The organism is Streptomyces sp. NPDC000348 (genome assembly GCF_042898795.1).
Lineage (GTDB): Bacteria > Actinomycetota > Actinomycetes > Streptomycetales > Streptomycetaceae > Streptomyces.
The window spans coordinates 86,115-111,594 of sequence record NZ_JBIAZD010000013.1; the positions used below are offsets into that span (position 1 = coordinate 86,115).

21 protein-coding genes are annotated in these 25,480 nt (G+C 74.6%); 7 read left to right on the forward strand and 14 right to left on the reverse strand.

Features of this window, described 5'->3' with window-relative positions:
• Positions 1 to 2: 2 nt before the first annotated feature.
• On the reverse strand, positions 3 to 542 hold the full coding sequence (locus ACFY3N_RS24520; RefSeq protein ID WP_390818859.1) for a snapalysin family zinc-dependent metalloprotease: 540 nt from the start codon (positions 540 to 542) through the stop codon (positions 3 to 5).
• Positions 543 to 761: 219 nt separating this feature from the next.
• Here ACFY3N_RS24520 and mgrA point away from each other — a divergent pair, with 219 nt between their 5' ends.
• The gene (mgrA, locus tag ACFY3N_RS24525) at positions 762 to 1,805 is read left to right on the forward strand and encodes an L-glyceraldehyde 3-phosphate reductase (protein WP_390818860.1); all 1,044 of its coding nucleotides are present in this window, start codon (positions 762 to 764) and stop codon (positions 1,803 to 1,805) included.
• 89 nt (positions 1,806 to 1,894) lie between these two features.
• Positions 1,895 to 2,377 (forward strand): MSMEG_6728 family protein, encoded by a 483-nt coding sequence (locus ACFY3N_RS24530; RefSeq protein WP_390818861.1) that lies wholly within the window; start codon positions 1,895 to 1,897, stop codon positions 2,375 to 2,377.
• Between the two features lie 214 nt (positions 2,378 to 2,591).
• On the opposite strand, the gene ACFY3N_RS24535 is transcribed toward ACFY3N_RS24530, so the two are convergent.
• The 8 genes from ACFY3N_RS24535 to ACFY3N_RS24570 form a co-directional block, all read right to left on the reverse strand.
• Positions 2,592 to 3,878 (reverse strand): ABC transporter substrate-binding protein, encoded by a 1,287-nt coding sequence (locus ACFY3N_RS24535; protein ID WP_390818862.1) that lies wholly within the window; start codon positions 3,876 to 3,878, stop codon positions 2,592 to 2,594.
• Positions 3,875 to 5,020: a branched-chain amino acid ABC transporter permease gene (locus tag ACFY3N_RS24540; RefSeq protein ID WP_390818863.1), complete on the reverse strand. Its 1,146-nt coding sequence runs from the start codon at positions 5,018 to 5,020 to the stop codon at positions 3,875 to 3,877. The genes ACFY3N_RS24535 and ACFY3N_RS24540 overlap by 4 nt, the downstream gene beginning before the upstream one ends.
• Positions 5,013 to 5,909, reverse strand: coding sequence for a branched-chain amino acid ABC transporter permease (locus ACFY3N_RS24545; RefSeq protein ID WP_390818864.1), 897 nt, complete (start codon positions 5,907 to 5,909; stop codon positions 5,013 to 5,015). Before ACFY3N_RS24545 ends, ACFY3N_RS24540 begins: the two co-directional genes overlap by 8 nt.
• A complete protein-coding gene (locus tag ACFY3N_RS24550; RefSeq protein WP_390818865.1) occupies positions 5,906 to 6,709 on the reverse strand; it encodes an ABC transporter ATP-binding protein in 804 nt (267 codons plus the stop codon). Before ACFY3N_RS24550 ends, ACFY3N_RS24545 begins: the two co-directional genes overlap by 4 nt.
• Positions 6,706 to 7,488, reverse strand: a complete 783-nt coding sequence (locus ACFY3N_RS24555) for an ABC transporter ATP-binding protein (protein ID WP_390818866.1) — start codon at positions 7,486 to 7,488, stop codon at positions 6,706 to 6,708. Before ACFY3N_RS24555 ends, ACFY3N_RS24550 begins: the two co-directional genes overlap by 4 nt.
• A gap of 413 nt (positions 7,489 to 7,901) precedes the next feature.
• Positions 7,902 to 9,161 (reverse strand): helix-turn-helix domain-containing protein, encoded by a 1,260-nt coding sequence (locus ACFY3N_RS24560; protein WP_390818867.1) that lies wholly within the window; start codon positions 9,159 to 9,161, stop codon positions 7,902 to 7,904.
• 144 nt (positions 9,162 to 9,305) lie between these two features.
• Positions 9,306 to 12,263, reverse strand: a complete 2,958-nt coding sequence (locus tag ACFY3N_RS24565) for a LuxR C-terminal-related transcriptional regulator (protein ID WP_390818868.1) — start codon at positions 12,261 to 12,263, stop codon at positions 9,306 to 9,308.
• Positions 12,264 to 12,428: 165 nt separating this feature from the next.
• The gene (locus ACFY3N_RS24570) at positions 12,429 to 13,331 is read right to left on the reverse strand and encodes an alpha/beta hydrolase family protein (RefSeq protein ID WP_390818869.1); all 903 of its coding nucleotides are present in this window, start codon (positions 13,329 to 13,331) and stop codon (positions 12,429 to 12,431) included.
• A 532-nt stretch (positions 13,332 to 13,863) separates the two neighbouring features.
• Here ACFY3N_RS24570 and ACFY3N_RS24575 point away from each other — a divergent pair.
• On the forward strand, positions 13,864 to 14,070 hold the full coding sequence (locus tag ACFY3N_RS24575; protein WP_030821202.1) for a hypothetical protein: 207 nt from the start codon (positions 13,864 to 13,866) through the stop codon (positions 14,068 to 14,070).
• Between the two features lie 45 nt (positions 14,071 to 14,115).
• Here the strand turns inward: ACFY3N_RS24575 and ACFY3N_RS24580 are convergent, their stop codons facing one another.
• The 3 genes from ACFY3N_RS24580 to ACFY3N_RS24590 all read right to left on the reverse strand — a co-directional run bounded on the left by ACFY3N_RS24580 (position 14,116) and on the right by ACFY3N_RS24590 (position 18,814).
• On the reverse strand, positions 14,116 to 15,801 hold the full coding sequence (locus tag ACFY3N_RS24580; protein WP_390818870.1) for a tetratricopeptide repeat protein: 1,686 nt from the start codon (positions 15,799 to 15,801) through the stop codon (positions 14,116 to 14,118).
• Between the two features lie 125 nt (positions 15,802 to 15,926).
• Entirely contained in the window at positions 15,927 to 16,418 is a 492-nt protein-coding gene (locus ACFY3N_RS24585) for a hypothetical protein (protein ID WP_390818871.1), read from the reverse strand.
• The gene (locus ACFY3N_RS24590) at positions 16,415 to 18,814 is read right to left on the reverse strand and encodes a molybdopterin oxidoreductase family protein (RefSeq protein ID WP_390818872.1); all 2,400 of its coding nucleotides are present in this window, start codon (positions 18,812 to 18,814) and stop codon (positions 16,415 to 16,417) included. Before ACFY3N_RS24590 ends, ACFY3N_RS24585 begins: the two co-directional genes overlap by 4 nt.
• A gap of 227 nt (positions 18,815 to 19,041) precedes the next feature.
• On the opposite strand from ACFY3N_RS24590, the gene ACFY3N_RS24595 reads away from it, so the two are divergent.
• Positions 19,042 to 19,863 carry an SAM-dependent methyltransferase gene (locus tag ACFY3N_RS24595; protein ID WP_390818873.1) on the forward strand — a complete coding sequence of 274 codons (822 nt, stop codon included), beginning with the start codon at positions 19,042 to 19,044 and terminating at the stop codon, positions 19,861 to 19,863.
• Positions 19,864 to 19,933: 70 nt separating this feature from the next.
• On the opposite strand, the gene ACFY3N_RS24600 is transcribed toward ACFY3N_RS24595, so the two are convergent.
• Positions 19,934 to 20,854: a helix-turn-helix domain-containing protein gene (locus ACFY3N_RS24600; protein WP_390818874.1), complete on the reverse strand. Its 921-nt coding sequence runs from the start codon at positions 20,852 to 20,854 to the stop codon at positions 19,934 to 19,936.
• 161 nt (positions 20,855 to 21,015) lie between these two features.
• Positions 21,016 to 21,246, reverse strand: a complete 231-nt coding sequence (locus ACFY3N_RS24605; protein ID WP_073934125.1) for a DUF397 domain-containing protein — start codon at positions 21,244 to 21,246, stop codon at positions 21,016 to 21,018.
• 173 nt (positions 21,247 to 21,419) lie between these two features.
• Here ACFY3N_RS24605 and ACFY3N_RS24610 point away from each other — a divergent pair, with 173 nt between their 5' ends.
• The 3 genes from ACFY3N_RS24610 to ACFY3N_RS24620 all read left to right on the forward strand — a co-directional run bounded on the left by ACFY3N_RS24610 (position 21,420) and on the right by ACFY3N_RS24620 (position 25,465).
• Positions 21,420 to 21,950 (forward strand): ATP-binding protein, encoded by a 531-nt coding sequence (locus tag ACFY3N_RS24610; RefSeq protein ID WP_390818875.1) that lies wholly within the window; start codon positions 21,420 to 21,422, stop codon positions 21,948 to 21,950.
• A 29-nt stretch (positions 21,951 to 21,979) separates the two neighbouring features.
• Positions 21,980 to 22,525 (forward strand): hypothetical protein, encoded by a 546-nt coding sequence (locus ACFY3N_RS24615; protein WP_390818876.1) that lies wholly within the window; start codon positions 21,980 to 21,982, stop codon positions 22,523 to 22,525.
• A 201-nt stretch (positions 22,526 to 22,726) separates the two neighbouring features.
• Positions 22,727 to 25,465, forward strand: a complete 2,739-nt coding sequence (locus ACFY3N_RS24620) for a SpoIIE family protein phosphatase (RefSeq protein ID WP_390818877.1) — start codon at positions 22,727 to 22,729, stop codon at positions 25,463 to 25,465.
• Positions 25,466 to 25,480: the final 15 nt, after the last annotated feature.

A 25,480-nucleotide genomic window follows, 5' to 3' on the forward strand; every position in this document is an offset into this window, starting at 1 on the left:
CGTCACAGGAGCGCCCCGGCGGGAGCCCCCTCGAAGTTCCGCTCGACCTGCGCCTTCTCCGCCGCGCTCGGGTAGGGGTTGGTGCACGAGGTCCCGGCGCTGGCGCCCGACATCAGGCTGGAGCAGGGGCCGGGCTTGCGGTCCGGCAGGCCCAGCATGTGGCCGAGTTCGTGGGCCGCGATGCGGACCGTGGAGTGGCCCTGGTCCACGGCCTGGCGCCCGAAGTAGACGGTGCCGTCGCCCACCGAGGCGGGGACGGAGCGGGGCCAGCCGTCGTCCGCCACGATCCGGACGTCGGCGCGCTGCCCGGACGCGGCCGGACGCAGCTCGACGGCCTCCACGCTCTCGTTCCAGATCGCCGCTCCCCGGTCGACCGCGGCCCTGAACTCCGCGGCGCCGCTCGCGTCGTAGGTGACCACGTCGTCGGCCGCCCGGCGCTGGGCCGCGTCGGCGGACGGGACGGCCTCGGCGGGACCGTTCAGCAGGGGGCCGGACAACACGAGGACCGCGGCCAGGCCGCCGGTCAGCGTACGGACGCGCATGGTCGATCTCCTTGCGGGGGGCGTGCTCGCGCTGCTTCCGCTTCGCCTGCCCCCCGGCGCGGACTCCAATCCGTCGTCCCGGCCGCCCGCCGATTCAGAAGCCGTACTGCTGAATCCCATGGAAGGGATCGGTTGGACTTCCGGATCCGCCGGGGGCACTGTGGCAGGGACCGGCGCCGCCCCACGGGACACCCCACTCGCACCACCGGAGAACAGCCGATGAACCACCTCGCCCGCCCCGAGCGTTACGACGGCCCCATGCGCTACCGGCGCACCGGCCGCTCGGGACTCGACCTCCCCCTGCTGTCCCTGGGCTACTGGCACAACTTCGGCGACGACAAGCCCTTCGAGACGCAGCGCGAGATCGCCCTGCGCGCCTTCGACCTGGGCATCACCCATCACGACCTGGCGAACAACTACGGCCCGCCCTACGGCTCCGCCGAGATCAACTTCGGTCGGCTGATGAAGCGGGACCTCGCGCCGTACCGGGACGAGCTGGTGGTCTCCACCAAGGCCGGCTGGGACATGTGGCCCGGCCCGTACGGCCAGGGCGGCGGCTCCCGCAAGTACCTGCTGGCCTCGCTGGACCAGTCGCTGCGGCGGACGGGCCTGGAGTACGTGGACATCTTCTACTCGCACCGGCTGGACGCCACCACCCCGATCGAGGAGACGATGGGCGCCCTCGACACGGCGGTCCGCCAGGGCAAGGCGCTCTACGTCGGCATCTCCTCGTACGACGCCGAGCGCACCCGCGAGGCCGTGGCCGTCCTCCGGGACCTCGGGACTCCGCTGCTGATCCACCAGCCGTCGTACAGCATGCTGAACCGCTGGATCGAGACGGACGGCCTGCTGGACGTGGCCCAGGAGGAGGGCTTCGGGATCATCGGCTTCACCGCGCTCGCCCAGGGGCTGCTGACCGGGCGCTATCTCGACGGCGTGCCGCAGGACTCGCGGGCGGCGGCCGGCAAGTCGTTCGACACGGCGTGGCTGACCGACGACATGCTGCACCGGCTGCGCGCCCTGAACGACATCGCGGCCCGGCGCGGGCAGACCCTCGCCCAGATGGCGCTCGCCTGGGCCCTGCGGGACCCGCGGGTCACCTCGCTGGTCATCGGCGCGTCCCGCACCGAGCAGCTGGAGCAGAACGTCGCCGCGCTGGAGAACCTCGACTTCAGCGGCGAGGAGCTGGCCGAGATCGACGGGTACGCCACCGACGGCGGCGTCGACCTGTGGCGCGAGGCCCGGCTCGGCACGCTGGGCTGAGCCTTCGGGGCCGCCGTGAGGTGTGCGCCGCCGCCGGAGGGGAACTGCGGTGCGGTGAGCCGCGTGACCCCCACCGTTCGGACGGCCCCATGCAGACCTTCCTGCCGTACCCCGGCTTCTGCGAGTCGGCGCTGGTGCTCGACCGGCGCCGGCTCGGCAAACAGCGGGTCGAAGCGCTCCAGGTGCTGCGCGGCCTGATCGTTCCCGGCTACGGGTGGCGCCGCCATCCCGCAGTCCGCATGTGGACCGGCTACGAGGAGGCGCTGGTGCGGTACGGCCTGGAGATCTGCCGGGTCTGGCGGGACCGGGGCCACCAGGACAGCTGCGCCGCCACCCTCGTCTCCGACCTCGCCGGCGTGCGGCCCGGAGCCCCGGTGCGCGGTCAGCGGGAGCTGGCCGAGGCCGGTGAGCTGCCGCCCTGGCTGGGGGACGACGCCGTGCACCGCAGCCATCGCTCGGCGCTGGTCCGCAAGGACCCTGCCGTCTACGCGGACCTCTTCCCCGGGGAACCGGACGACCTGCCGTACGTCTGGCCGTCCTCCGACCGCGATCCGGAGGCGGTCGCCGACTGACCCGCCCGCGCCGGGCGGGGGCCCGCCCGCCTGTCCGTCACCTTCCGGGCGGGCGCGGCCGCACCGCGCGCGGAGGGGTTCGGGCAGTGCCCGGGCCGGACGGCGGCCGGCCCGGACGACCCGGGTGGGGGCCGGCCCGGCCCGGGCGCACGACGCCCCGGCGCCCCTCCTCTCCCCCCGGGGGCCGCCGGGGCATCGGGGATGCCGTCGGCCGTCAGCGCGAGGACAGGTACTCCTCGGCTCCCGGCACCGCGTGCGCGTCCTCCGCGTTCACCACGCCGCCGACCGCCCCGGCGTCGGGCTTGAGCACGTACGCCTCGACGCTCGCGGGGCGGTCGACGTCGGAGAAGTTCTGCGGGGTGCCGAGGCCGGTGTCGGCGTTCGTCTGGGAACGGTGCGCCTTGACGACGTCCTCACGGGTGAGGCCGCCCGCCTCGCAGGCCTTCTTCAGGTCGGCGCCCATGAGCTGCGCGGCGTTGTACCCGGACAGCACCCCGGAGTCGACCGGCGAGTCCGGGTACTTCTTCCGGTACGCCGCCACCATGTTCTTCACCCCCGGCAGATCGGAGCTGACCGCGGGCGCCGCGCTGACCACGTTGAGCATCGCCGCCAGCGCCGGCGCGGCGGGCGTCTTCATCAGCTGGGGCGCGAAGCCGGGGGCGCTGCTGACGACGGGGACCTTCAGGCCCCGGGAGGCCGCGACGCCGACCAGGGAGGCCGTCTGCGCGGGTCCGGCACTGATCAGGACGGCCTTCACGCCCTCCTTGCGCAGGGCCGACACCTGGGCGGACAGGTCGGTGTCCGTGGCCTTGATCTTCTGCCCGGTCACCTTCAGTCCGGCCTTCCCGGCCGCCCAGGTGGAGCCTTCCAGCGCGTTGGCGCCGTAGTCGCCCTCGAAGTAGACGTGGCCGATCGTGTCGCCCTTCTTCAGGCCCTTGGCGCGGGTGAGGAAGTCGACGGCGGCGATCATGTCGATGTCGTAGGTGGTGCCGAGGACCTGGATGGCGTCCTTGCCGAGCAGGGAGGCCGCCCAGGCCTGCGGGAAGGTGAGCACCTCGTCCCGCTCGATGTCGTCGAGCAGCGCGGCGACCACCGGGGAGCCGATGACCTGGGGCAGCGCCACGACGTCCGGGGCGATGTCGGCGTAGGCGGTGACCGCCTTCTGCACGTCGTAGCCGTGGTCCTTGACGACGATCTCCACCGTGCGGTCGCAGATGCCGCCCTTGGCGTTGGTCTCGTCGGCCCACATCTGCTGGGCCTGCACGATGCTCTTGCCGAGGGTGGCGTAGGGCCCGGTCAGGTCGGTGAGGGCGCCCAGCCTGATGGTGTCGGCGCCGACGCCGGGTCCGGTGCGGAGGCCGTCGGCGGCCTCGCCGCCCTTGTCGCCGTCGTCCGCCTTGGAGCTGCATCCGGTGGCCGCGAGCAGCAGGGCGAGGGCGCCGGCGAGGACGGTCCCGGTGGTGCGGTGCCGGTCGCGGCGGGTGCGGTGCGTGGTGTTCACGGGGTGTGCTCCTTGGGTCGTGCGGCGGCGGTCGGTTGCGGAGGCGGGGGGACGGCGGTGTCCGGGGCGGGGGTACGGGACCGGCGGCGCCGTACGCGGCCTTGGACCCGGCGCGCCAGGCCGTGCAGCCCGTCGGGGGCGTACAGCAGGACCAGGACGATCGCCGCGCCGTAGAGGTAGCGGGCCGCCTCGGTGGGGCCCACGGCGCCCTCGGCGGAGCCGGGGGCGGCCACCAGCGGGAGCTGGTCGGCGTACCGGGTCATCAGCAGGGGCAGGGCGGTGACGAAGACGGCGCCGGCGGTGGCTCCGGCGACGGAACCGAGGCCGCCGATGACGATCATGGCGAGGTAGTCGACGGAGAGCGCGAGGGAGAAGTAGTCCGGGACGACGCGGCGGAAGGCGAGCGCCAGGAGCACTCCCGCGAGGCCCGCGTACATCGACGACACCACGAAGGCCGCCGACCGGTGCCGGGCGACGTCGACGCCCATCACGGCGGCCGCGGTCTCGCTGTCGCGCAGGGCGGCCAGCGCCCGGCCGGGACGTGAGCGCAGCAGGCCGCGGGCGGTGAACCAGGTGAACGCGGACAGTGCCAGGCCCAGGAACCACAGCCGTTCCTCTGCGCCGAACGGGACGCCGAGGACGGTCAGTCCGGGGTCGCTCTGCGCGAAGGTGAACCCGCCCAGGCTCAGCGGGGGCACGGAGCGGCCGTTGAAGCCGCCGGTGACGGAGTCCGCGGTCAGCAGGACGTGGTGGCCGAGGAAGACCAGCGCGAGGGTGGCGATGCCCAGGTAGATGCCCTTGACCCGGGCGGCGACGGGGCTGAACAGTCCGCCGGCCGCTCCGGCGAGCAGTACCGCGAGGAGCGCGGCGAGGGCCGGGGGCAGCCCCGGGCCGGGTTCGCCGGCCAGCCAGGTGTAGCCGTAGGCGCCGACGGCGAGGAAGAAGGCGTGGCCCAGGGAGAGCTGTCCGGCGGTGCCGCTGAGCAGGGCGAGGCCGGTGGCGCCGATGGCGGCCGCCATGGAGAACAGGCCGATGCGCAGCCAGAAGGCGTCCAGGTAGAACGGCGGCAGGCACAGGAGGACGGCGAGCAGCAGGAGCGGGGCCCGGCGGCGGGTGAGGGCGGCGAGGAGTCGGTCAGACACGGGCCGCTCCCTTCGCGCCGAACAGCCCGGTGGGCCGTACGAGCAGGACGAGCAGCATCACGGCGTACGGGGCGACGTCGCCGAACCCCTCGCCGAGGACGTGCAGTTCGGACTGGTAGCCGACGACGAGTGCCTCGGTCAGGCCGATGATCAGGCTGCCCGCGAGGGCGCCGGCCGGGGAGGCGAGGCCGCCCAGGATCGCCGCCGGGAAGGCGTTGAGGGCGATCTGCCCGGTGGTGCGCTCCAGTCCGGGCGCGGGGAACGCGGCGAGGAACACGGCCGCCAGCGCGGCGAGCGCGCCCGCCAGGCACCAGGCGCCGGCGCGCACCCGGCCGAGCCGTACGCCCATGAGCGCGGCGGCCTCCAGGTCCTCGGCCGCCGCCCGCAGGGACAGTCCCCAGGGGGTGAACCGGAAGAGCGCGAACACCCCGCCGATGACCACGGCCGACACCACGATCGCGGCGAGCCGGCTGTCGGCGACGGTCACCGGGCCCAGCTCGGTCACCGCATCGCCCCACGGGTCGCCCAGGGACAGCAGGTCGCCGCCGATGCGCCGGGCCAGATCGGTGAGCAGGACGATGTCGATGCCGATGGTGACGATGGTCTGCACATGGGCGGAGTGGGCGTCCTGGCCGCCGCGTTGCAGCAGGAACCGGTCGAGTGCGCCCGCGAGGGCTGCCGTGGCGAGGATCGCCAGCGCGAGCGCCCCGGCGAAGCCGAGGTCGTCGTGCAGGACGGCGGTGAGGTAGCCGCCGAGCAGGAGCAGCGAGCCGTGGGCGAAGTTGAGGACGCCGGATGCCCTGAAGATGACGACGAAGCCGAGGGCGACCAGCGCGTAGACCGCACCGAGTGCCAGTCCGCCGAGGATGTTGTCGAGGAATGTCGTCATGCCGCGTCCTCCCCGGTCGCGTCGGTGCCGAGGTAGGCGCGCAGCACCTCGGGGTCCTGCCGGACCTCGTCGGGGGTGCCGTGGGCGATGGGCCTGCCGAAGTCGAGCACGGTGACGTCGTCGGCGAGGCGCATGACGAGGCCCATGTCGTGCTCGACGAGGACGACGGACAGGCCGAGTTCGGCGCGCAGTTCGCCCACCACCTCGGCGGTGCGGGCGCGTTCGGCGGCGTTCATGCCGGCCACGGGCTCGTCGAGGAGCAGCACACGGGGCTCCAGGCAGAGGGCGCGGGCGAGTTCGACGCGCTTGCGGTCGCCGTACGACAGCAGGGCGACGGGGCTGCCGAAGTGGTCCCCGAGGCCGGTGAGTTCGGCGATCTCGCGCGCTCTGGCGAGGTGTTCGCGCTGCTCCCGCACGGCGCCCGGCAGGCGCAGCGCGCTCGCGGCGAACCCGGCGCGGGACAGGGCGTGACGGCCGAGCATCAGGTTGTCGGCGACGGTGCCGTGGGTGGTGACGATGTTCTGGAAGGTGCGGGCCACGCCGAGCGCGGCGATGCGGTGCGGGGCGAGGCGGGTGAGCTCGGTGCCGCCGAGCGCCACCGTGCCGGCGGCCGGGCGGCACAGCCCCGAGAGCACGTTGAAGCAGGTCGACTTGCCGGCGCCGTTGGGTCCGATGAGCGCGTGCACCGACCCCGGGGCGACGGTGAAGGAGACGCCGTCGAGGGCGGTGAGTCCGGCGAAGCGCACGGTGACGTCCCGCACGTCGAGCACGGGCGGTGCGGTAGTGGTGCGGTCGGTCACGCCGCCCCCTGGTCCTCTGCCGGCTCGCCCAGGTAGAGGCGGCGCACGGCGTCGGTGCGGGCGAGTTCGTCGGCGGGGCCGGACAGCCGGGTCTCGCCCACCTCCAGGACGTGCGCCCGGTCGGCGAGGGAGAGCGCCATGCCGGCGTTCTGCTCGACGAGGAGTACGGCGGTGCCCTGGGCGTTGATCTCACGGACCACCTCGGCGATCCGGTACACCATCTGCGGGGCGAGGCCGAGGGAGGGTTCGTCGAGGAGCAGCAGGCGCGGGGCGGCCATCAGGGCCCGGCCGATGGCGAGCATCTGCTGCTCACCGCCGGAGAGCAGGCCGGCGGCCTGGTGGGTGCGTTCGGCGAGCCGGGGGAAGAGCGTGAAGACCCGGTCGCGGGCCTCCCGGACCTGGGCGCGCCCGCGCCGGCCGAGCCCGAGGCCGCCGGAGCGCAGGTTCTCGTCGACCGAGAGCCCGGCGAACACCCGCCGCCCCTCGGGGACCTGGACGACTCCGGCGCGTACCGCCGCGACGGGGTCCTTGCCGTCGAGCACCGTCTCGCCGTAGCGGATACGGCCGGCCGTGATCGCGCCGCGGTGCAGGCGCAGCGTGCCGGACACGGCCCGCAGCAGGGTCGTCTTGCCGGCGCCGTTGGCGCCGAGCAGGGCGACGACGGCGCCGTGCGGAACGGTCAGGGACACGGAGCGGAGAGCGGACAGCGCGCGCCCGTACGTCACGTCGACGTTCTCGACGTGCAGGGCGGGCAGGTCGTCCGGTGGTGCTTCGGGCATCACGACTCCTCGGGGCCGTGCCGCGCGGGGCGGTCACGGCTTCGGGGGAAGGGGTGCTCACGACAGCACGGGGGCTCAGGGGCGGTACAGCTCTCGACGCCCGTACGCTGCGGCGTACCAACGCGGGCGGGCGGGGGTTGTGCGGGTGCCCAGGCCCGGGGCCGGGGCGACGGCACCGGAGCCGCGGCGCCGGGCCCGGGTGTCACCCGCCGCTTCCGGCGGGGTGCCTCCCCCAGAGGGGGTACCCCCGGCGCCCGCCCTCCCAGGCCTTCAAGGCACTGGGGGAGGCACGACTGTCCGCAGCCGCGTGGGGCCCGGCGCCGTCTGCCCGTAGCCGCGTGGGGCGGTGCGGCTGCCCGCGGCTGTGTGTGGGGGTGCGGCTGGTTGCGGAGGGGGCGGGGTGCCCGGGGAGGTCAGCGGTGGAGGAGGGTGCGGGCCGTCAGGGCCAGGCTGACCTCGATCAGGTCGGAGGGGCGGGAGAGGGAGCGGCCGGTGAGCTGTTCGTAGCGGCGGAGGCGGTTGAGGACGGTGTTGCGGTGGCAGTACAGGCGCCGGCCGGCCCGCTGGGCCGAGCCGTCGCAGGCCAGCCAGGTGACCAGGGTGTCCAGCAGCACCTCCGCGTCGGCGGGTTCGAGGTGGGCCAGCGGGCCGAGCAGCCGCTCGGCCAGCGCGGCGCCGAGTTCGGGACTCGACACCACCAGCGCCGCCGGCAGGTGCTCGGTCAGATGGACCGTGCCGCCCTGCTCGGGGCACAGGCTCAGCGCGGTGTCCGCCAGCCGTCGTGCCTCCCCCACGGCGGACAGCCCGTCGACCGCGCTGCTGACGCCCACCCGAGCCCCGGCCGCCTGCTCCCGGGGCACGACGGGCTCCGTGCCGTCCTCGACCAGGACGATGCCGTAATCGGCGTCCACGCCCGTGTGCCAGTGCGCGCGCACACCCGGAGCGGGGTCCGCCTGGGCACCGGGACAGCCGGTGGGGCGGCCGCCGGCGACCGCGACGACCACGTACCGCCCGTCCTCGGGCAGGTTCAGCGCCTGCGCGGCCTCGGGGAGGTCGGCGATCCTGCTCGTGCCGTCCAGCAGGGCCGCGGCCAGCAGACGCACCCTGTTCTCCCTCCGCCAGGCCAGCTGTCGCTCGGTCTGCCGGTAGGCGTCCGCGACGAGGGTGCAGTGCTCGTCGACGAAGTCCCACACGTCGGACGCCACGTGCACCAGCAGCCGTACGTCCTCGGGCGCCCTCCGGGACGTCTCGTCGACCAGGCCCTGCCACACCAGCGAGCCGCCCAGCCGGAAGGCGTGCAGCAGGGCGTCCAGCGGCAACCCCTGCTCGGCGCGCGTGGCGCCGATCCTCCAGGTGCAGCGCCGCGCCGCGTCACGGGCGCCCCGCGGGTCGAGCAGGGAGGAGACGCTGTGCCGCAGCGAACGGTGCGCCTCCTGCCAGGTCTCGGTGGCGTCACCCTCCACCGCGGCCCGGTAGGCGGGCTCCTGTTCCTGCAGTGCGGCGACCAGCCGGTCGGTGAGCTGGGGCAGGTCGTCCAGCAGGACGCGGGCGGCCCGGTGCAGCACGCGCAGCGCGTCGGCGTCGATCAGCGACCGCACGCGCGGTGTCCGGGGCCGCGGAGCGGGCACGGGTCCAGGGCGCGGCAGGGTACGTGGCCGTACGGCGTGTCGCATCGCGCATCTCCCCCAGGGTCGGCTTCCCGGCGGTGCCCGTGCGGCGGTCCCCGTATCGGCGCACGGCCGGTACGGGGGAGCCCGTGGGCCGGCCGCCATCGGACTCGTCCTGTCCCGAAGGATGACATACCGTCCGGTCGGTCCCTAGGGTTGTGCACCGGTCTTTTCCGCCTGTTCGACGAGGCGGACCAGCTCGACCCGGGAACGGACACCCAGGACGGCGAAGATGTTCCGCAGGTGGTAGTCGACGGTGCGGGTGCTGACGGACAGGCTCAGGGCCACCTCCCGGTTGGTGGCGCCCTCGGCGACGCGCCGTGCGATACGCAGCTGCTGCGGGGTCAGCCGGGACACCTCCCCGGCCCCCGGCCGGCCGGGGGCCGCACCGCCCGCCCGCGACTCGGCGGCGGCCTGCTGCGCCCACAGGTGCGCGCCGCAGCGCTCGAAGCCCATCAGCGCCTCCCCGAGACGGTCGCGCGCCTCGCGCAGCCGGCGTCTGCGCCGCAGCCACTTGCCGTAGAGCAGTGCCGTGCGTGCCCGTTCGAAGTCTCCGGCCGTCTCCTCGTGGCGGTCCAGGGCACGCAGGTACAGGGTGTCGGCCGCGTCCGGGGTGGCCAGGAGGGCGCGGCAGCGCAGGAGCTGGGCGGGGGCCTGCGGGTCGGCCCCGCAGGCGGCCCACAGGGCGAACTCCTCGACGGCCGTGACCGCGTGCTCGGGGTGTCCGGCGAGTGCGGTGGCCTCCACGAAGCAGGGGACGGCGAGCATCCACACCGCGAAGTGGCCGCGGCGGGCACCGGGTCGGACCAGGGGGCCCAGCCGGTCCGCGGCCTCGCGGGGACGGCCGGCGCCGAGGTCGGCGCGGGCCGCGGCCCACTGGGCGAGCGTCGCGGCCTGCGCGAGTCCGTGCCGGCCGGCGGTGCACAGGGCCGCGGCGACGTGCTCGGCGACGATCTCCCGCTCCCCCTCGATGGACGCGGCGAGCGCCAGTGCCGCGTGGTGGTGGGCGGCCGTGTTCCGCTGCCCGGTCCGCGACGCGGTGCGCAGCCCCTCCTCGGCATGGGTCCGGGCGAGCTGGTGGCGGCCGGCCCGCAGTTCGGCGTAGGCCAGGTACTCCAGCGCCCTCGGTTCGAGGGCGGCGCGGCCGAGGGTGCGGGCCGCGGCGCGTGCCCGTGCGCCGGCGCGGCGGGCGGCGGTCACGTCACCGAGCATGAGCGCGGCGGAGGCGGACCGCAGGAGCGGCTCGGGCTCGTCGCCGGACAGCCCCCGCTCGACCACCCGCCGCAGCGGGCCGGCGGCACGGTCGAACCGCCCCAGGAGCACGGCCCGCATCCCGTCCCGGTGATCCCGGTGCAGCCCGGAACGCGGCGCGGCACCAGCCGCGTCACCACCGGCGGCTCCCGCACCGCCCGCGGAGCCGGCCCCCGGCGTCCCCCCGCCGAGGACAGCCCGGCCGGCCCTCACCGCCGCACCGGGGGCCCCGCCGACGGCCGCCCGCCCGGCACCGCCCACGACGGGGGCCCCGCCGGCCGGGCCCTGCGCCCCGGGACCGGCGTGCGCGGGCGTCCGGGACCCGGCGCCGGCCCCCACGGCCGTCCCGGCGCCGACGGATCGCGCGCCGGAGCCGGTGGCCCGGATCCCGGCGGTCGGTGTGTGCGTGGCGGGGGCCGCGAGGATCTGGAGGCAGGAGTCCGGGTCGCCCGCCGCCCATGCGGCGTCCGCCGCTCCCAGGATCGCCTCCCCGGCGGCCTCGTGGTCGGCCCGGGCGAGCAGACCCGCGGCCAGCAGGAAGGACTCACGGGCGTCGTCCACCGGCCCGTCGGCGAGGAGCACCGCGCCCCGCAGGAGTTCCGCGCCGCCGCGTACGGACGCGGGGGCCGGGCGGCTCCGGGCGGTGTCGAGCAGGCGCAGGGCCTCGGGAGAGTGCCCGGCCAGCAGGGCCTGTGCCGCGGCGGCGGTGTAGCGGTGTGCCCGCTCCGCCTCGTCCGGCGTCAGCTCGGCGGCGCGAGTGAGCGCCCTGCTGCGCAGGTCCGGCGGCGCGGAGCCCGCCGCCGCCGCGAGTTCGGCCGCGAGGCCGGGGGCGGGGCCCGTGACGGCCCGGGAGCGGTGCAGCAGCGCGCGGACGCCGTCCGTACCGGTGCCCGCCAGGCACGCGGCCAGTGCGCGGTGCGCGGCACGGCGCCGCTCGGGCGGTGCGCCGGCGTACACCGCCCGGCCCAGCAGCGCGCTGCGGAACCGCAGGCGCCCCTCGGCCAGGACCAGTACCTCGGGCAACGGCCGTGCCGCGCCGGTCCCGGCCGCCCGCCGTACGAGGTCCGCGTCGGCGTCCGGTTCCCCCGTCGCGCGCACGGCGGCCGCCGTCGTCAGCAGCAGACCGGCTCCGTCCGGCGGTCCGTCGGTCAGGCACCCGCCGACCACCCCGGTGAGGACCTCCCCGTCGGCCAGCGGCCGGGGCAGCGCCCGGCGCCCGCCGAGCTGGGCGGGCGACAGCCGGTGGACCAGCGCCAGCAGCAGCGCGGGATTGCCCTCGGCCGCCGTCACCAGCTCCTCGCGCACGCCGGGGTCGACGGCGCCGCCGGTCGCCTCGTCGACCACACGGGCCGCGTCCCCGGGTGCCAGCGGGCCCAGCCGCAGCACGGGCAGTGCCGCCAGCTCCCGGTCGACGGGCCGGTGTCCGGGAACCGTGAGAAGCAGCCCCGCCCGGACCCCCGCCGCACGCACCCGCGCGGCGGCGTGCCCCAGCGCGGCGCGGGACGCGGCGTCCCACAGGTGCGCGTCGTCCACGCACACCAGGAGCGGCGACGCGCCGGCCGCCGCCCGCAGGACGTCGAACAGCGTCTCCCCCGCCGTGCCGTCCCCGGCGGCCCGCACGGTACGGCCGGCGGCACGCAGCAAGGTGTGCAGGCCGCTCAGCGGAGGTGCGGTACGGCCGGACCCGGCGCGTACGTGCCACACCGGTCCGGCGCGGAAGGAGGCGGCGGCGTACTCGAGGAACGCCGTGCGGCCGCAGCCGGGTTCACCGGTCACGACGCGGACGCCGCCGTCGGTGCGCAGCCCGTCCAGCAGCCGGTGGACCGCCTGCCGCCGCGGAGTCGTCTGTCGGGTCACCCACTCGATGTTACTTACGCGTAAGGTGGGGTGGAAGCGGCGCGTCCACATATGTGCCGGGCCACAGGACGCCCGGCGCCCGGCGGTGCACGCGCACAACTCCGGTGGCGGCCCGCGTCGGACGCGGGCCGCCACCGGGTGGCCGTCCGGCGGGAGCCGGGGATCTCAGGAGGTGTGCGGGCAGTTGCCCCGGGACTCCTCGATCGTCAGGCTCGGCCGGGGCAGCGGGCACAGGAACTGCTCGTAGCGGGTGTCGTTGTCGATGAACCGCTTCAGCCAGGAGACGCTGTACTTCGCGATCGTCGTGTTCGACGTGTTGGGCGTGAAGTGGGTGGCGCCGTTCAGCTCGATGTAGGCCCGGTCCAGGGAGGACGGCAGGCCGGTGTAGAGGGGCTCGGCGTGGCTGGAGACCGGGGCGACCGTGTCGCCGTCGGCCCCGAAGAGGAGCGTGGGGGTCCGGACCTCGGGCCAGGTCTTGTCGAGGTTCCAGGGCGTCAGCGGGATCGCCGCCTGGAGCGAGGGCCGGTCCTTGGCGGCTTCGAGGGTTCCGCCGCCGCCCATCGAGTGGCCCATGACGCCGAGCCGGCTGCTGTCGATGCGGCCGCGGACCGCGCTGCGCTGGGTGAGGTAGTCCAGCGCGGCGAGCAGCTGGTCGCCGCGGGAGTCGGGCTGGTCGAGCGTGGTGTTGGTGTCGATGGTGAACACCACGAAGCCCTGGGAGGCCAGGCGCGGGCCCAGCCAGGCGATGGAGGACTGGTAGGCGGTGAATCCGGGCGAGACGGCGATCGCGCCGAAGGTGCCGTCGGCGGTGCTGGTCGGGTAGTAGATGGTGCCTCCGCCGAAGCCGGTGACGGCCAGCGAGGAGACGGAGGTCTCCGACACGGCGTACGGGCCGCGCAGCGCCTCGATGCTCGATTCGGTGGGTGCCGGGCCGCGCTCGTAGGGGTTGTCGGCCGCCTGGGCGCCGGGACCGCCCAGGGTGGTGAGACCGACGAGGGCGGCGACCGCCGCGGTCAGTGCGGCGAGCCTGCCGGTCCTGCGCCTGCTGGTGTGGGGGTGCTGCTGCACGGCGAGTGGTCCTCTCTGTCGCAGCGGGCCGCCCGGCCGGTGCACCGGGATCACGGCGTGGTGGGGGCCGTGCCCCGGCCGGGGGCGCCGCCGATTGACTGGCGGTGCCACTGTCGGAGAGGAGGGGGCCGGTGCGGACCGGCAATCTCACCGGTCTCGTGCGCCGCGGCGGGCGTCCCGGGTGGCGGACCACGGGGCTCCGGGCGGGCCCGGGCGCCCGGAGGCAGCCGTGCCCGCGCGCACGGCATGCCGGTGTGGAGCGGGGGTACACGGGCAGGCGCGGTCACCGCCGGAGTCGGCGCCGGCGGTGACCGCGCCGCGCGCAGACGGCCCGCGCCGCTCCCGGCTCTTCGGCGGGGACCCGCGCCGTGTCGTGGACGTGGGCGCGGCCCCCGGCCCGGACGGGACCGTCCGGCGGCCGTTCTTCCCCCGGCCGGCACCGCCGGTATGCGTCCCGGCCCCGCACATCACCCGAACGGATCACCGGACGAGCCCTCCGGGCGCGGGCCGTGCTCGTATGGAAGCGGCCTCCATGCCTACCCGGAGGGAGCTGGAAATGCACGAGATGTGGTGCGGTGCAGACACTTCGGGGGAGCTGGTGTGGCATGTCCTCACGTCGGACAAGTCATCCACGCTCTGCGGAGTGGAGAAGCAGGACGAGTCGACTCGTCGGCATGTGACGGACCGGCACTGCTTCTCCTGCATGAAGACGTTCCAGGACGTCGTCGAGGCGAGCTGAGGCCGGACGCCGTCCGGCTCGCTGAACCGGCCCGGACGGGCCGGTTCAGTGGCAGGGGCGGTCCGCGCCCGAGGTCACCGGCCGGTGGGGCTCCAGCCGGCAGAAGCAGGACGCCTCGACGGGTACGTCCGCCAGCGCGGTCGCCTGCTTGAGCTGCTGGGCGATGATCGCCGCCTCCCCGGTCCTCCCGGTGCGCAGCAGGCACTCGTGGAACCCGTGCAGTGCCCAGACGTTGCCCGGGTGCTGCAGGGGACGGGGCAGCGTGCCGTCGAGACCGAGGTCGGCCCGGTACACGGCTTCGGCCTCTTCGACGCGGCCCTGCTCCAGCAGCAGCGCCCCGTAGGCGTGCCGGGTGGGCTGCATCCAGCCCCAGGGCTCGTCGTAGGGCAGGTTGTCGTCCAGTTCGATCGACCGCTCCAGCGCGGCGAAGGCGGTGTCGTACTCGCCCTTGCGGTAGGCGAGTTCGCCGTCCAGCATCGCCGACGCGATGGAGAGGACGTCGTGGCAGGTGTTGTTGAACAGCGTCCGGGTCCCGGGGACGCGGCGCACGGCCGCGCGGAAGCCGTCCCGCTCGGCCTCGGCCCGGTCGGTGTCGCCGGCCGCGGAGAGGGCGACGCCCCGTGCGTAGTGGAGCATGGCGGTGGTCACGCAGTACAGCTCCGGGTCCGCGGGGAACGGCAGCGCCAGGATGTCGTCCCAGCGGCCGAAGCGGATCAGGACGTGGACGCGCATCGCGAGGAACCCCTCGAGCCAGTCGGCCATGGGCGGGCTCTGCACCCGGAGGAGCTCCTCGGGGACGGCGGCCTCGAGCCGCGCGGCGGCGTCCAGGGCCACCTGCGACTGGCCGGCGAACATGGCGCCGTAGATCCTGAAGTGGTGGTTGTGGGCCCGGTAGAGCGTGTAGAAGTTCATGGCGCCGGCCCGCGCGAGGTACCTCTCGTCGGCGGCGACGGCGACGGTGTTGTCGGAGACGACCCGGCGGTAGTCGCCGCAGAGCACCTCCAGGTGCGAGGGCATGTGGTGCAGGTGCCCGGCGTCGGGCACGGCGCCGCGCAGCCGGTCGGCGACGGTGAGGGCGGCCTCCGGCGTGGGGGACATCTCCATCAGGTGGATGTACAGGTGGAGGACGCCGGGGTGCCGGGCGCCCGCGGCGGTGGCGAGCGCGCCGTCGAGGACGGCCTTGGCCTCCGGGGTGCGGGCGCCGTCGGCCGGACGGCCGGTCCGCAGGTCCCACAGCTGCCAGGGGGTGAGGTTCATCAGGGCGTCGGCGCAGAGCGCGGCCACGTCCGGGTCGCCGGGGGCGTTCTCGTACACGGCGAGCATCCGGTCCGCGTAGGGCTCGTTCCACACCGAGCAGTCCTGTGGGGCCTCCGCCTGCGGGTAGCGGGCGCGCAGGGCCTCGATGAGGGCCCGCTCGACGGGGGTGGCGTGCGCGGCCTTCTCGTGCGCCCGCTCCACCGCCCCGTGGGTGCGTGCGACGGCGTCGACGAGTTCGCCGTCGCCGAAGGCCTCCCAGGGTTTGTTGTAGTTGGGGCCGAGGGCGTAGGCGATGCCCCAGTGGGCCATGGCGCAGTCCGGGTCGGCCTCGGCCGCCTTCCCGAAGCAGGCGACCGCCTCCTCGTGGTTGAACGCGTACGTCCACACCAGCCCGCGGTCGAACCAGAGTTGGGCCTCGGCGGAGGAGGTCGTCACGGGCCGGTGGTGGTCGCCGAGGTCGTAGTAGTCGTCCATGCGTGCCTCCCGCGGATGGCCGGCCGCCGGTGACGCCGGCGAGGAACGTCCCCTGGGGACGAAACCGACGATAGCGGGGCACCGGCGCCGGTGCAGACCCCGGCGGGGACCGTCACCCGTGCCGGTTACGCGCTGACGAGGAGCTGCGGCGACAGCACCTTGATCATCGTGTTGGTCCAGCGCATCTGGCGGAGGGTCCGGGGATGGCAGGAGGAGACCAGCTCCAGCAGCTGCCGGTCCCGGGTGGCCTGTGCCGCCTGGGCGAGCATCTCCCAGTGGAGTGAGTTGCGCGCGGCGGCCAGGTGCAGGTCGCGCAGGTCGTGCAGGAGGAGCAGGCCCGTCTCCGGGCGGCGTCCGAGGGCCTGCGAGGCCTTTTCCCGCAGGGCGGCGAGCGCTCCGGGCGAGGGGTGGTCGCGGGGACCGGGGAGACGGACGCCGTGGTCGTGGCCGAGGGCGGCGAGCCGCGTGGCGTGCTCCCTGGACCAGCGGGCGACGTCGGTGGCGACGTGGTGGAACTCGTGCTCGGCGCGATGGCGTTCGGCGGCGGCCAGCAGGTCCTGCTCCAGGTCCCGTTCGCCGTCGTGCAGGGTGCGCAGGGTGATGCCGATGCCGCTCATGAGCCGCTCCCCGCCGCCTTGGTGCCGTCGCCGCCGGTGCCCTGCCCCGCGCCGCGTCGGGCGACCAGCGTCACGCGGGCCGCGGCCGTCTTGAACAGGGGCTGCTTGGAGACCGGGTCCCAGTCGGTGACGGTGGTCTCGTTGGCGGCCCGGCCGGGTGCGTCGTCGGGCGGCCGGTGGCCCTCCGGGGTGTCCCAGTAGCCGTAGTGGAAGGGCACGAACACCACGCCGTCGCGGATCGCGGTGGTCCGCAGCCGGGCCCGGACGGCTCCGCGCGGGGTGGTGACCTGGACCAGGTCGCCGTCGGACAGGCCCTGCACGGCGGCCTCCGCGGGTGAGATCTCGGCCCACACGTCCGGTGCGGCGGCGTTGAGCTCGGGCGCCCGGCCGGTCTTGGTGCGGGTGTGGAAGTGGTACACGGTGCGGCCGGTGATCAGCTGGAGGGGGTACTCGGGCGAGGCGTCCTCGTGGGGCGGGAGGTATTCGGCGGCCTTGATCACCGCCTTGCCGTCCGGGTTGAGGGAGCGGTACTCGACCGGGGTGACGGTCGCGCCGGTCACCATGTCCCTGCCGTAGCTCTCGCACCGGTCGGGGTGGGCGTGGGTGATGCCGTCGGTGTAGAGACGGGCGGTGCCGTCGGGGGCGTCCTCGGTGCAGGGCCACTGGATGCCGCTGCCGTGCCGCAGCTTGTCGTAGCTGAGTCCGGTGTAGTCGCAGGGGCGCCCGGCGCTGCACCGCTGCCACGCGGCGAACGCGCCCTGCGGGTCCCGCCAGCCGATCAACGGGCCGCCGTCCTTGTCGCGGAAGTCCATGCGGGCGGCGAAGTCGAGGAAGATGTCGAGGTCGGGCCGGGCCTCCCCCGGCGGTTCGACGGCCTTCTCCGACAGGTGCACGGTGCGGTCGGTGTTGGTGAAGGTGCCGGTCTTCTCGCCCCAGGTCGCGGCCGGCAGGACGACGTCGGCGAGCTGGGCGGTCTCGGTGAGGAACAGGTCCTGCACCACCACGAAGAGGCTTTCCCGCGCGAGGATCGAGCGGATCCTGGCGAGTTCGGGCAGGGAGACGGCCGGGTTGGTGCCGGTGATCCACAGCATGCCCAGCGAGCCCTGCTCGGCGTAGCGGAAGATCTGCATGGCGTGGGTGGGCGGGCCGTAGTGCGGGATGTCGTCCGGCTCGACGTTCCAGATCTCGGCGAGTTCCGCCACGTGCCGGTCGTTCTGCCAGTTGCGGAAGCCCGGCAGGTCGCCGTTCGCGCCGCATTCGCGGGTGTTCTCCGCGGTGGGCTGGCCGTTCATCTGGAGCAGCCCGCAGCCGGGGCGGCCCAGCATGCCCCGGATCAGGTGCAGGTTGTTGACCTGGACGGCGGCGGCGGAGGCCTGGTGGGACTGGTAGACGCCCTGCAGGACGGTGGACAGCAGCCGCCGCGCGTCGCCGAGGAGTTCCGCCGCCCGTTCGATCTGCGCGGCGGGGACGTCGCAGATCTCCGCCGCCCACTTCGGGGTGCACCGCTCGACGCGGGCGGCGAGTTCGCCGAAGCCGACGGTGTGCGCGTCGATGTAGGCGCGGTCGGTCCGGCCGGTGCGGATGATCTCGTGCAGCAGCGCGTTGAGCAGCGCGACGTTGGTGCCGGGACGCGGTGCCAGGTGGACGTCGGCGCGGCGGGCGACGGGGGTGTGCCGGGGGTCGACGCACAGCAGCCGGGGCGGGTCGGAGCTCTCCAGCCGGTCCAGCATCCGCATCCACAGCACCGTCTGGGTCTCCGCCACGTTGTGCCCGAACAGGGCGATCGTGTCGGCGTGATCGACGTCCTCGTACGAGCCGGGCTGGCCGTCGGAGCCGAAGGTTTCCTTGAGGGCCTCGGCGGCCGTCGCCGTGCACAGCCGGGTGTTGCCGTCGAGGTGGTTGGTGCGGATGCCGACGTGGGCGAGGACGGCGAGGGTGTAGTACTCCTCCAGGAAGAGCTGTCCGGTGGTGTAGAAGCCGACGGAGCCGGGGCCGCGTTCGTCGAGCAGGGTCCTGGTGCGGGCCGTGATCCGGTCCATGGCGGTGTCCCAGTCCGACTCGACCAGCCGTCCGTCCTCCCGGACGAGGGGCCGGGTGAGGCGGTCCGGCGAGTGGTTGGCCTGCCAGCCGTAGAGGTCCTTGGGGCCGAGCCGGCCGCGGTTCACCCGGTCGACCGCGCGGCCCCGCACGCCCACGATGCGCCCCCCGCGCACCGCGATGTCCAGCGCGTCCCCGTTGGAGTGCAGGAGGGAGGCGGACCGCACCCACCGCTCCACGTCCTCCTCCGTGACCCCCTCCGCCAGGTGCATGTCGGTGCGGACCGGCCAGGGGGTGCCGGGCACGTAGGGGGTACGCGCCCCCCAGGGGTTCGCGATCCGGTCCGTCGAGCTGTCCAAGGTCCGACCTCCCACGGGGAAACGGCGTCGCCCCGCGAGTACCCCTCCTCCGGAGCGCAAGTACTCTCACGCTGGGTACACAATAGGATACTCGGAGTTATTCCGGGCGATCGACACGCCCTTCCCTCCGGGCGACGTTCCCCAACGGGCTGGCACGGCCCCTTCGCGGCTCCCTAGGATGTACTCCCTGTCCAGCCAGTCCAGTTGGCGCGCCCGCAGGGGGAACGATGCACACCGGTAAGCAGCTGTCCACCGAGATCGACGCGACCGTGCCGACGGCGGCGCGCATGTACGACTACTACCTGGGCGGCAAGGACAACTACGCGGCGGACCGTGCCGCGACCGAGGAACTCGACAAGGTGGTGCCCAGCACCCGCCGCCTGGCGCTGAACAACCGGCGTTTCCTCCAGCGGGTGGTCCGCACCCTCACGCAGGAGTACGGGATACGGCAGTACGTCGACCACGGTTCCGGTCTGCCCACCCAGGACAACGTCCACCAGGTCGCGCAGCGCATCGACCCGACCGCCCACGTGGTGTACGCCGACAACGACCCGATGGTGCTGGTGCACGGCCGCGCCCTGCTGGAACAGGACCGGCGCACCGCGGTCATCCAGGCCGACATGCGCGACACCGAGGGGATATTCGGCCACCCGGAGACCCGGCGCCTGATCGACTTCTCGGAGCCGGTCTGCGTGCTGTTCAACTCGGTCTTCCACTGCATCCCGGACAGTGACACCGACGGTCCGCTCGCCCTGGCCCGCCGGGTGCGCGAACGGCTGGCGCCGGGCAGCTTCATGGTGATGTGCCAGCTCGTCAGCGAGGACCCGGAGGTCCGCGCGTTCGTCACCGACTTCATGGACAAGGCGACCCACGGGAACTGGGGCCGGGTGCGCGAGCAGAAGGACGTCGAGTCGTACTTCGAGGGCCTGGAGATCCTGGAGCCGGGCCTGGTGGAGGTGTCCACCTGGCGTCCGGACACCGAGGTGGCGCCCCGCCAGCTCACCAAGGAGTGGATCGAGTTCGGCGGTGTGGGCCGGCTCCCGCTGTAACCCCTGACGCCGCGACGCCCCCGCCGGACCGCTCGGGTCCCACGGGGCGCCGGCGGGTCCGCGCCCGGCGCTACTCCGTGGCGTAGCGCGACTCGATCGTCCTGCGGAGCAGTTCCACCGAGTCGCGCGGTGTGAGCGCCTCGTCGGCGAGGCGGTCCAGCGCGATCCGGTACTCCTCCGTCTCGTCGCGGTCCTCCAGGAAGTTGGCGCTCCTGATGTGCTCCAGGTAGACCACGTCGGGCAGGTCGAGCCCGCCGAAGCGCAGATAGGTCACGGGGATGGCGGGAGCCGACGCGTTGGTCACGTCCAGCGGCACGATCTGCACCGTCACGTTGGTCCGCTCGGCCATCGCCACCAGGTGTTCGAGCTGCTCGCGCATCACCGCGGGGCCGCCCAGGACGCGCAGCAGGACCGACTCGTCTATGACGGCCCAGAGCTGCGGCGCGGCCTCGCGCATCAGCAGTTCGGCACGGCGCATGCGCAGCTCGACCCGGCGCTGCACCTCACCCGCCGGGGCGTGCGGCAGTCCCCGCTCCACCACCGCGCGGGTGTAGGCGGCGGTCTGCAGCAGCCCGGGGACGTACTGGATCTCGAAGGTGCGGATGGTGGCGGCGGCCTCCTGGAGCCCCACCAGGCGGTCGAACCACTCGGGCATCAGCCGCTTGTCGTACCGCTGCCACCAGCCCGGCTCCCCGGCCCGCAGCAGCAGCTTGAGCAGCACCGAGGCCTCGTACTCGTCGGTGCCGTAGAGCTTCAGCAGGGCCCGGACGTCACCCTCGGTGGGCGGGCGGCGGCCCTTGCCGGACTCGATGCGGGAGAGCTTCGCCGGGCTGAAGCCGACGGAGCGCGCCGCCTGGTCCTGGGAGAGCCCGGCATCGTCACGGAAGCCCGCCAGCTGCACGCCGACCAGCATCTTCAGCAGGGTCGGAGCGGGCTCGGGCCTGTCCAGATAGGGTTCCAGACGGGAGATGCGATGCGACGCGGCGGACATCCTGACTCCCAGCGGACCGGCGGAAGGGCGGTTTACACTATCGCACCTGACTGCCCCTCACCGCATCCACGTACGAAAGCCGCGGGGAAGTGGCGAGCCGGACTCCGCTCGCGCGCGGCCGGCACCGGCCCGGACGGCCGGCGCCGTTCACCGCGGGCGTTTCAGACGAGGTGGTCGAACTCGCCGTCCTTCGCGCCGGCCAGGAACGCCGCCAGCTCCGCGGCCGTGTAGACGAGGGCGGGGCCGTCGGGGTCACGGGAGTTGCGCATCGCTATGCCCCCGTCGGTCAGCGGGGCCACCTCGACGCAGTTGCCCTCGGCGTTGCTGTGCCGGCTCTTGATCCAGCGGGCGTCCAACTGGCTGGCCCGCACTCCGTTGCGCACTCCTGGCACCGCTGTCTCCTTGCTGTTCCCGTGTCTCCCGGTGCGCCGCCCGGCCGGCCGCCCCGGAAAAATCTCGCGCAATTTCCCGTGCAATTGCACGAGAGCGCCGTCAGCGTGGATAATAGCTGCGGCGTCAACCCCCGTGCTGGCGCTCCGTCCTGACGTCGCATCAGGGAGATGCCGTGTCATCACCTGCGCATCCACTGCTCCGGCCCCCGGCCGCCGCCGTGACACGGACCGGTGGCCGCGGCACGGCGGCGGGTCCGCGCCGGCCGCTCCCGGTGCCGGTGACGGCCCGCCCCGGGTCCGCCTCGGTCACGCTGCGCCTCGCGTGCGGCCGGGAGGGGCTCGCACGGGCGCGGTGCTTCACCCGGGACACCCTGCGCGACTGGTCGCTCGGCCACCACTGCGACGACGCCACCCTCGTGATCACCGAGCTCGCCGCCAACGCCGTGATCCACGCGGCACCGCGGTGCGCGGGCGCGCCGGACATCCGGCTCGGGTTCCACCTGGAGCCCACGCACCTGCTGCTCACCGTCTCCGACCCCGACGACCGTCCGCCCGTCCGCAGACCCGGTGCCGGCCCCGGCCCGGAGGAGCACGGCCGGGGGCTGCGCATCGTCGACGCCCTGTCGGAGGGATGGGGCTGGACCCCGACCCCTCCGGCGGGCAAGACGGTGTGGGCCCGGTTGTCGACCCGACCCCCCATCTGACACGACTGCCGCGGAAAGGCACCCACGCCATGCGCAGCGCTTCTACGGAACAGCCGAGCAGCGAGCGCCCTGTGCGCCACACGTCCCCCACCGGAGTGGCCCGTACCACGCCCCTCACGGCACTGTCCCGCGTGCCGTGGGCCGACATGCAGGACTCCACCGGTTCGGCGGCGGCCATCCCCCTGCTGCTGAACGGCATCGCCTGGGGGGACGCCGGCACCGCCGGCGCCGCCCTGGAGGATCTGCGGAAACGGATCTGCCAGTACGGCTTCGTCACGGAACAGGCGACCGCCGCCACGGTCCCCTTCCTCTGGGAGCTGGCCCAGCTGCCGCACATCACCTGCCGGGCCGGGATCATCCAGTTGCTCAAGGCCATCGCCGACGCCCGGCAGTGGGAGAGCACCGCCGCCGCGTATCCCAAGCTGCTCAACCGCCGGGAGAACCCGGTGGTGTGGGAGCGGGCCGCCCGGCAGGCGGTGCGCGCCCGGCGCGGCGACCTGAACCGGCTGCTGGCCGAGCCGGACACCGAGATCGCCCGCGCCACCACGGAACTGGCCCGCGCCCTGGCCGACTGAGGCCGCGGAGCACGGCGTGCCGGGGTGGCCCGGTCGAGGAACGCGCGCGGCCTTCGGGGGACGGCCGCGTGCCGGGGGAGGGTCGCGCGCGGTCACCGGGGGACGGCCGCGCGCGACCCGGGGGACCCGGGACACGGCGTCCCGCCGTTCGGGTGGACGCCGCCCCTCGCCTCGCGTGGCGCGGCAGTGTAGACATGGCACATGGTCCGACTCATGGGTCGATCCCGGCCCCGGTCGTCCCTGCAGCCCGGTACCGCGGCGTCCGTACGGCGCCGGCGGGACGCGGACGGCCGCTCCCGGTGGCATCCGGCGGCGGCGCTGCGGTCGGTGCCGAGCGGGCGCAGCGTCGCCGGACAGGTGTTCGTGCTGCACCTGCTGATCGTGCTGTTGCTGGTCGTGGCCGCCGTCGTGGCGCTGGTGCTCCAGGTGCGGCGGGACAGCACGCAGGAGGCCCGCAACCGCTCGCTCGCCGTCGCGGAGACCTTCGCGAACGCGCCGGGCATCGTCGAGGCGCTGGACTCCCCCGGCCCCACGGCCGTGCTCCAGCCGCGCGCCGAGGCGGCGCGCGAGCAGGCGCGGGTCGACTTCGTCGTCGTCATGAACACCGACGGCACCCGCTACACGCATCCCAGGACGGACCGCATCGGCAAGCGGTTCGTCGGCACCATCGGGCCCGCGCTGGCCGGCGAGCCGGTGGTGGAGGAGATCGAGGGCACCATCGGACGGCTGGTGCAGGCGGTGGTGCCGGTGAAGGACGCCGGCGGCGAGGTGGTGGGCCTGGTGTCGGCCGGCATCACGACCGAGCACGTGGGCGGGGCCGCGAAGGACCAGCTGCCCCTCGTCCTGGGCGCGGCGCTCGCCGCGCTCGCCCTGGCGACCGGCGGCGCGGCCCTGGTGAGCAGACGGCTGCTGCGCCAGACCCACGGCCTGGGCCCGCACGAGATGACCCGGATGTACGAACACCACGACGCGGTGCTGCACGCGGTGCGCGAGGGGGTGATCATCGTCGACGGGGACGGGACGCTGATGCTCGCCAACGACGAGGCGCGCCGGCTGCTCGGCCTGCCCGAGGACGCCGAGGGCCGGCCCGTGCAGGCCCTCGGCCTGGACCCCGGCACCGCCGAGCTGCTGTCCTCGGGCCGCGTCGCCACGGACGAGGTGCATCCGGTGGCCGACCGGCTCCTGGCGGTCAACCAGCGGCCCACCGACCGGGCGGGCGGCCCGCCCGGCAGCGTGGCCACGGTCCGCGACTCCACCGAGCTGCGCGCCCTGTCCGGCCGGGCGGAGGTGTCCCGCGCGCGGCTCGACATGCTGTACGACGCCGGGGTGGGCATCGGGACGAGCCTGGACGTCACCCGCACGGCCGAGGAGCTCGCCGAACTGGCCGTGCCGCGGTTCGCCGACTTCGTCACGGTGGACCTGTTCGAGTCGGTGCCGGCCGGCGGCCACCCCGACGCGACCGGCGCACTGCGCCGCACGGCGTCGGCGGGGATCGGCACGGACGCTCCGCTCTACCCCAAGGACGAGCAGATCCGCTTCGTCGGCTCGTCCCCGCAGGGTGTCAGCCTCGCCACCGGCCGGCCGGTCCTGGAGCCCCGGCTCGACGAGGCGCCGGGCTGGCACGCACAGGACGCGGAGCGCTCCGGGCAGGTCATGGCGTACGGCATCCATTCGCTGATCACCGTGCCGCTGCGGGCCGGGACGCTGGTGCTCGGGGTGGTGAGCTTCTGGCGTTCGCGGAAGGCGGAGCCGTTCGACACCGAGGAGCTGGCTCTCGCGGAGGAGCTGGTCGCGCGGGCCGCGGTCGCCATCGACAACGCCCGCCGTTACACCCGCGAGCACGGCATGGCGGTGACGCTCCAGCGGAGCCTGCTGCCGCGCACCCTGCCCGAGCAGAACGCCCTGGAGATCGCCTACCGTTACCTGCCCGCGCAGGCCGGGGTGGGCGGGGACTGGTTCGACGTGCTGCCGCTGTCCGGGGCCCGGGTCGCGCTCGTGGTCGGCGACGTCGTCGGCCACGGCCTGCACGCGGCGGCCACGATGGGGCGGCTGCGCACGGCGGTGCACAACTTCTCCGCGCTGGACCTCCCGCCCGACGAGCTCCTGGCCCTGCTCGACGAGCTGGTCGGGCGCATCGACCAGGACGAGGCGCAGGACGAACAGAGCGCGCCGGTGACGGGGGCGACCTGTCTGTACGCGGTCTACGACCCGGTCTCCCGGCGCTGCACCGTGGCCCGGGCGGGCCATCCGCCGCCGGCCGTGGTCCGTCCGGGCGGCGGCGTGGAGTTCTGGGACGTGCCCGCCGGTCCCCCGCTGGGGCTCGGCGGTCTGCCGTTCGAGTCGGCCGATCTGGACCTGCCGGAAGGCAGCCGGCTCGTGCTCTACACCGACGGACTGGTCGAGGACCGCGGGCACGACATCGACGTCGGTCTGGAGCAGCTGTGCGAGGCGCTGTCCCGGGCCGGCGACTCCCCCGAGGACACGTGCAGGGTCGTACTGGAGTCCCGGCGCCCGGCGCGGGCCGGTGACGACATCGCGCTGCTCGTGGCGCGGACGCGGGCGCTGGACGCCGGCCGGATCGCCCAGTGGCCGGTGCCGCCCGATCCGGCGGCCGTCGGCGAGGTGCGGGCGGCGGTCACCCGGAAGCTGGCCGAGTGGGGGCTGGACGAGCTGGCATTCGGCACGGAGCTGATCCTGAGCGAGCTGGTCACCAACGCGCTCCGCTACGGCGACGCCCCCATCCGGGTGCGGATGCTGTACGACCGCACCCTGGTCTGCGAGGTGTACGACAGCAGCAGCACCTCGCCCCACCTGCGGTACGCGACCATGACGGACGAGGGCGGACGCGGCCTGTTCCTGGTCGCCCAGCTCGCCGAACGCTGGGGCACCCGCTACCTGCCCGCCGGCAAGGTCATCTGGACGGAACAGCCCGTTCCGTGAGGCATAAGGCCGCGT

Coding starts and splice junctions, on each gene's coding strand:
- ACFY3N_RS24585 (WP_390818871.1), bottom strand. CDS start 16,418: ATGAGCGGCATCGGCATCACCCTGCGCACCCTGCACGACGGCGAACGG.
- ACFY3N_RS24580 (WP_390818870.1), bottom strand. CDS start 15,801: ATGGACGACTACTACGACCTCGGCGACCACCACCGGCCCGTGACGACC.
- ACFY3N_RS24560 (WP_390818867.1), bottom strand. CDS start 9,161: ATGCGACACGCCGTACGGCCACGTACCCTGCCGCGCCCTGGACCCGTG.
- ACFY3N_RS24555 (WP_390818866.1), bottom strand. CDS start 7,488: ATGCCCGAAGCACCACCGGACGACCTGCCCGCCCTGCACGTCGAGAAC.
- ACFY3N_RS24575 (WP_030821202.1), top strand. CDS start 13,864: ATGCCTACCCGGAGGGAGCTGGAAATGCACGAGATGTGGTGCGGTGCA.
- ACFY3N_RS24520 (WP_390818859.1), bottom strand. CDS start 542: ATGCGCGTCCGTACGCTGACCGGCGGCCTGGCCGCGGTCCTCGTGTTG.
- ACFY3N_RS24530 (WP_390818861.1), top strand. CDS start 1,895: ATGCAGACCTTCCTGCCGTACCCCGGCTTCTGCGAGTCGGCGCTGGTG.
- ACFY3N_RS24545 (WP_390818864.1), bottom strand. CDS start 5,909: ATGACGACATTCCTCGACAACATCCTCGGCGGACTGGCACTCGGTGCG.
- ACFY3N_RS24615 (WP_390818876.1), top strand. CDS start 21,980: ATGCGCAGCGCTTCTACGGAACAGCCGAGCAGCGAGCGCCCTGTGCGC.
- ACFY3N_RS24600 (WP_390818874.1), bottom strand. CDS start 20,854: ATGTCCGCCGCGTCGCATCGCATCTCCCGTCTGGAACCCTATCTGGAC.
- ACFY3N_RS24595 (WP_390818873.1), top strand. CDS start 19,042: ATGCACACCGGTAAGCAGCTGTCCACCGAGATCGACGCGACCGTGCCG.
- mgrA (WP_390818860.1), top strand. CDS start 762: ATGAACCACCTCGCCCGCCCCGAGCGTTACGACGGCCCCATGCGCTAC.
- ACFY3N_RS24620 (WP_390818877.1), top strand. CDS start 22,727: ATGGTCCGACTCATGGGTCGATCCCGGCCCCGGTCGTCCCTGCAGCCC.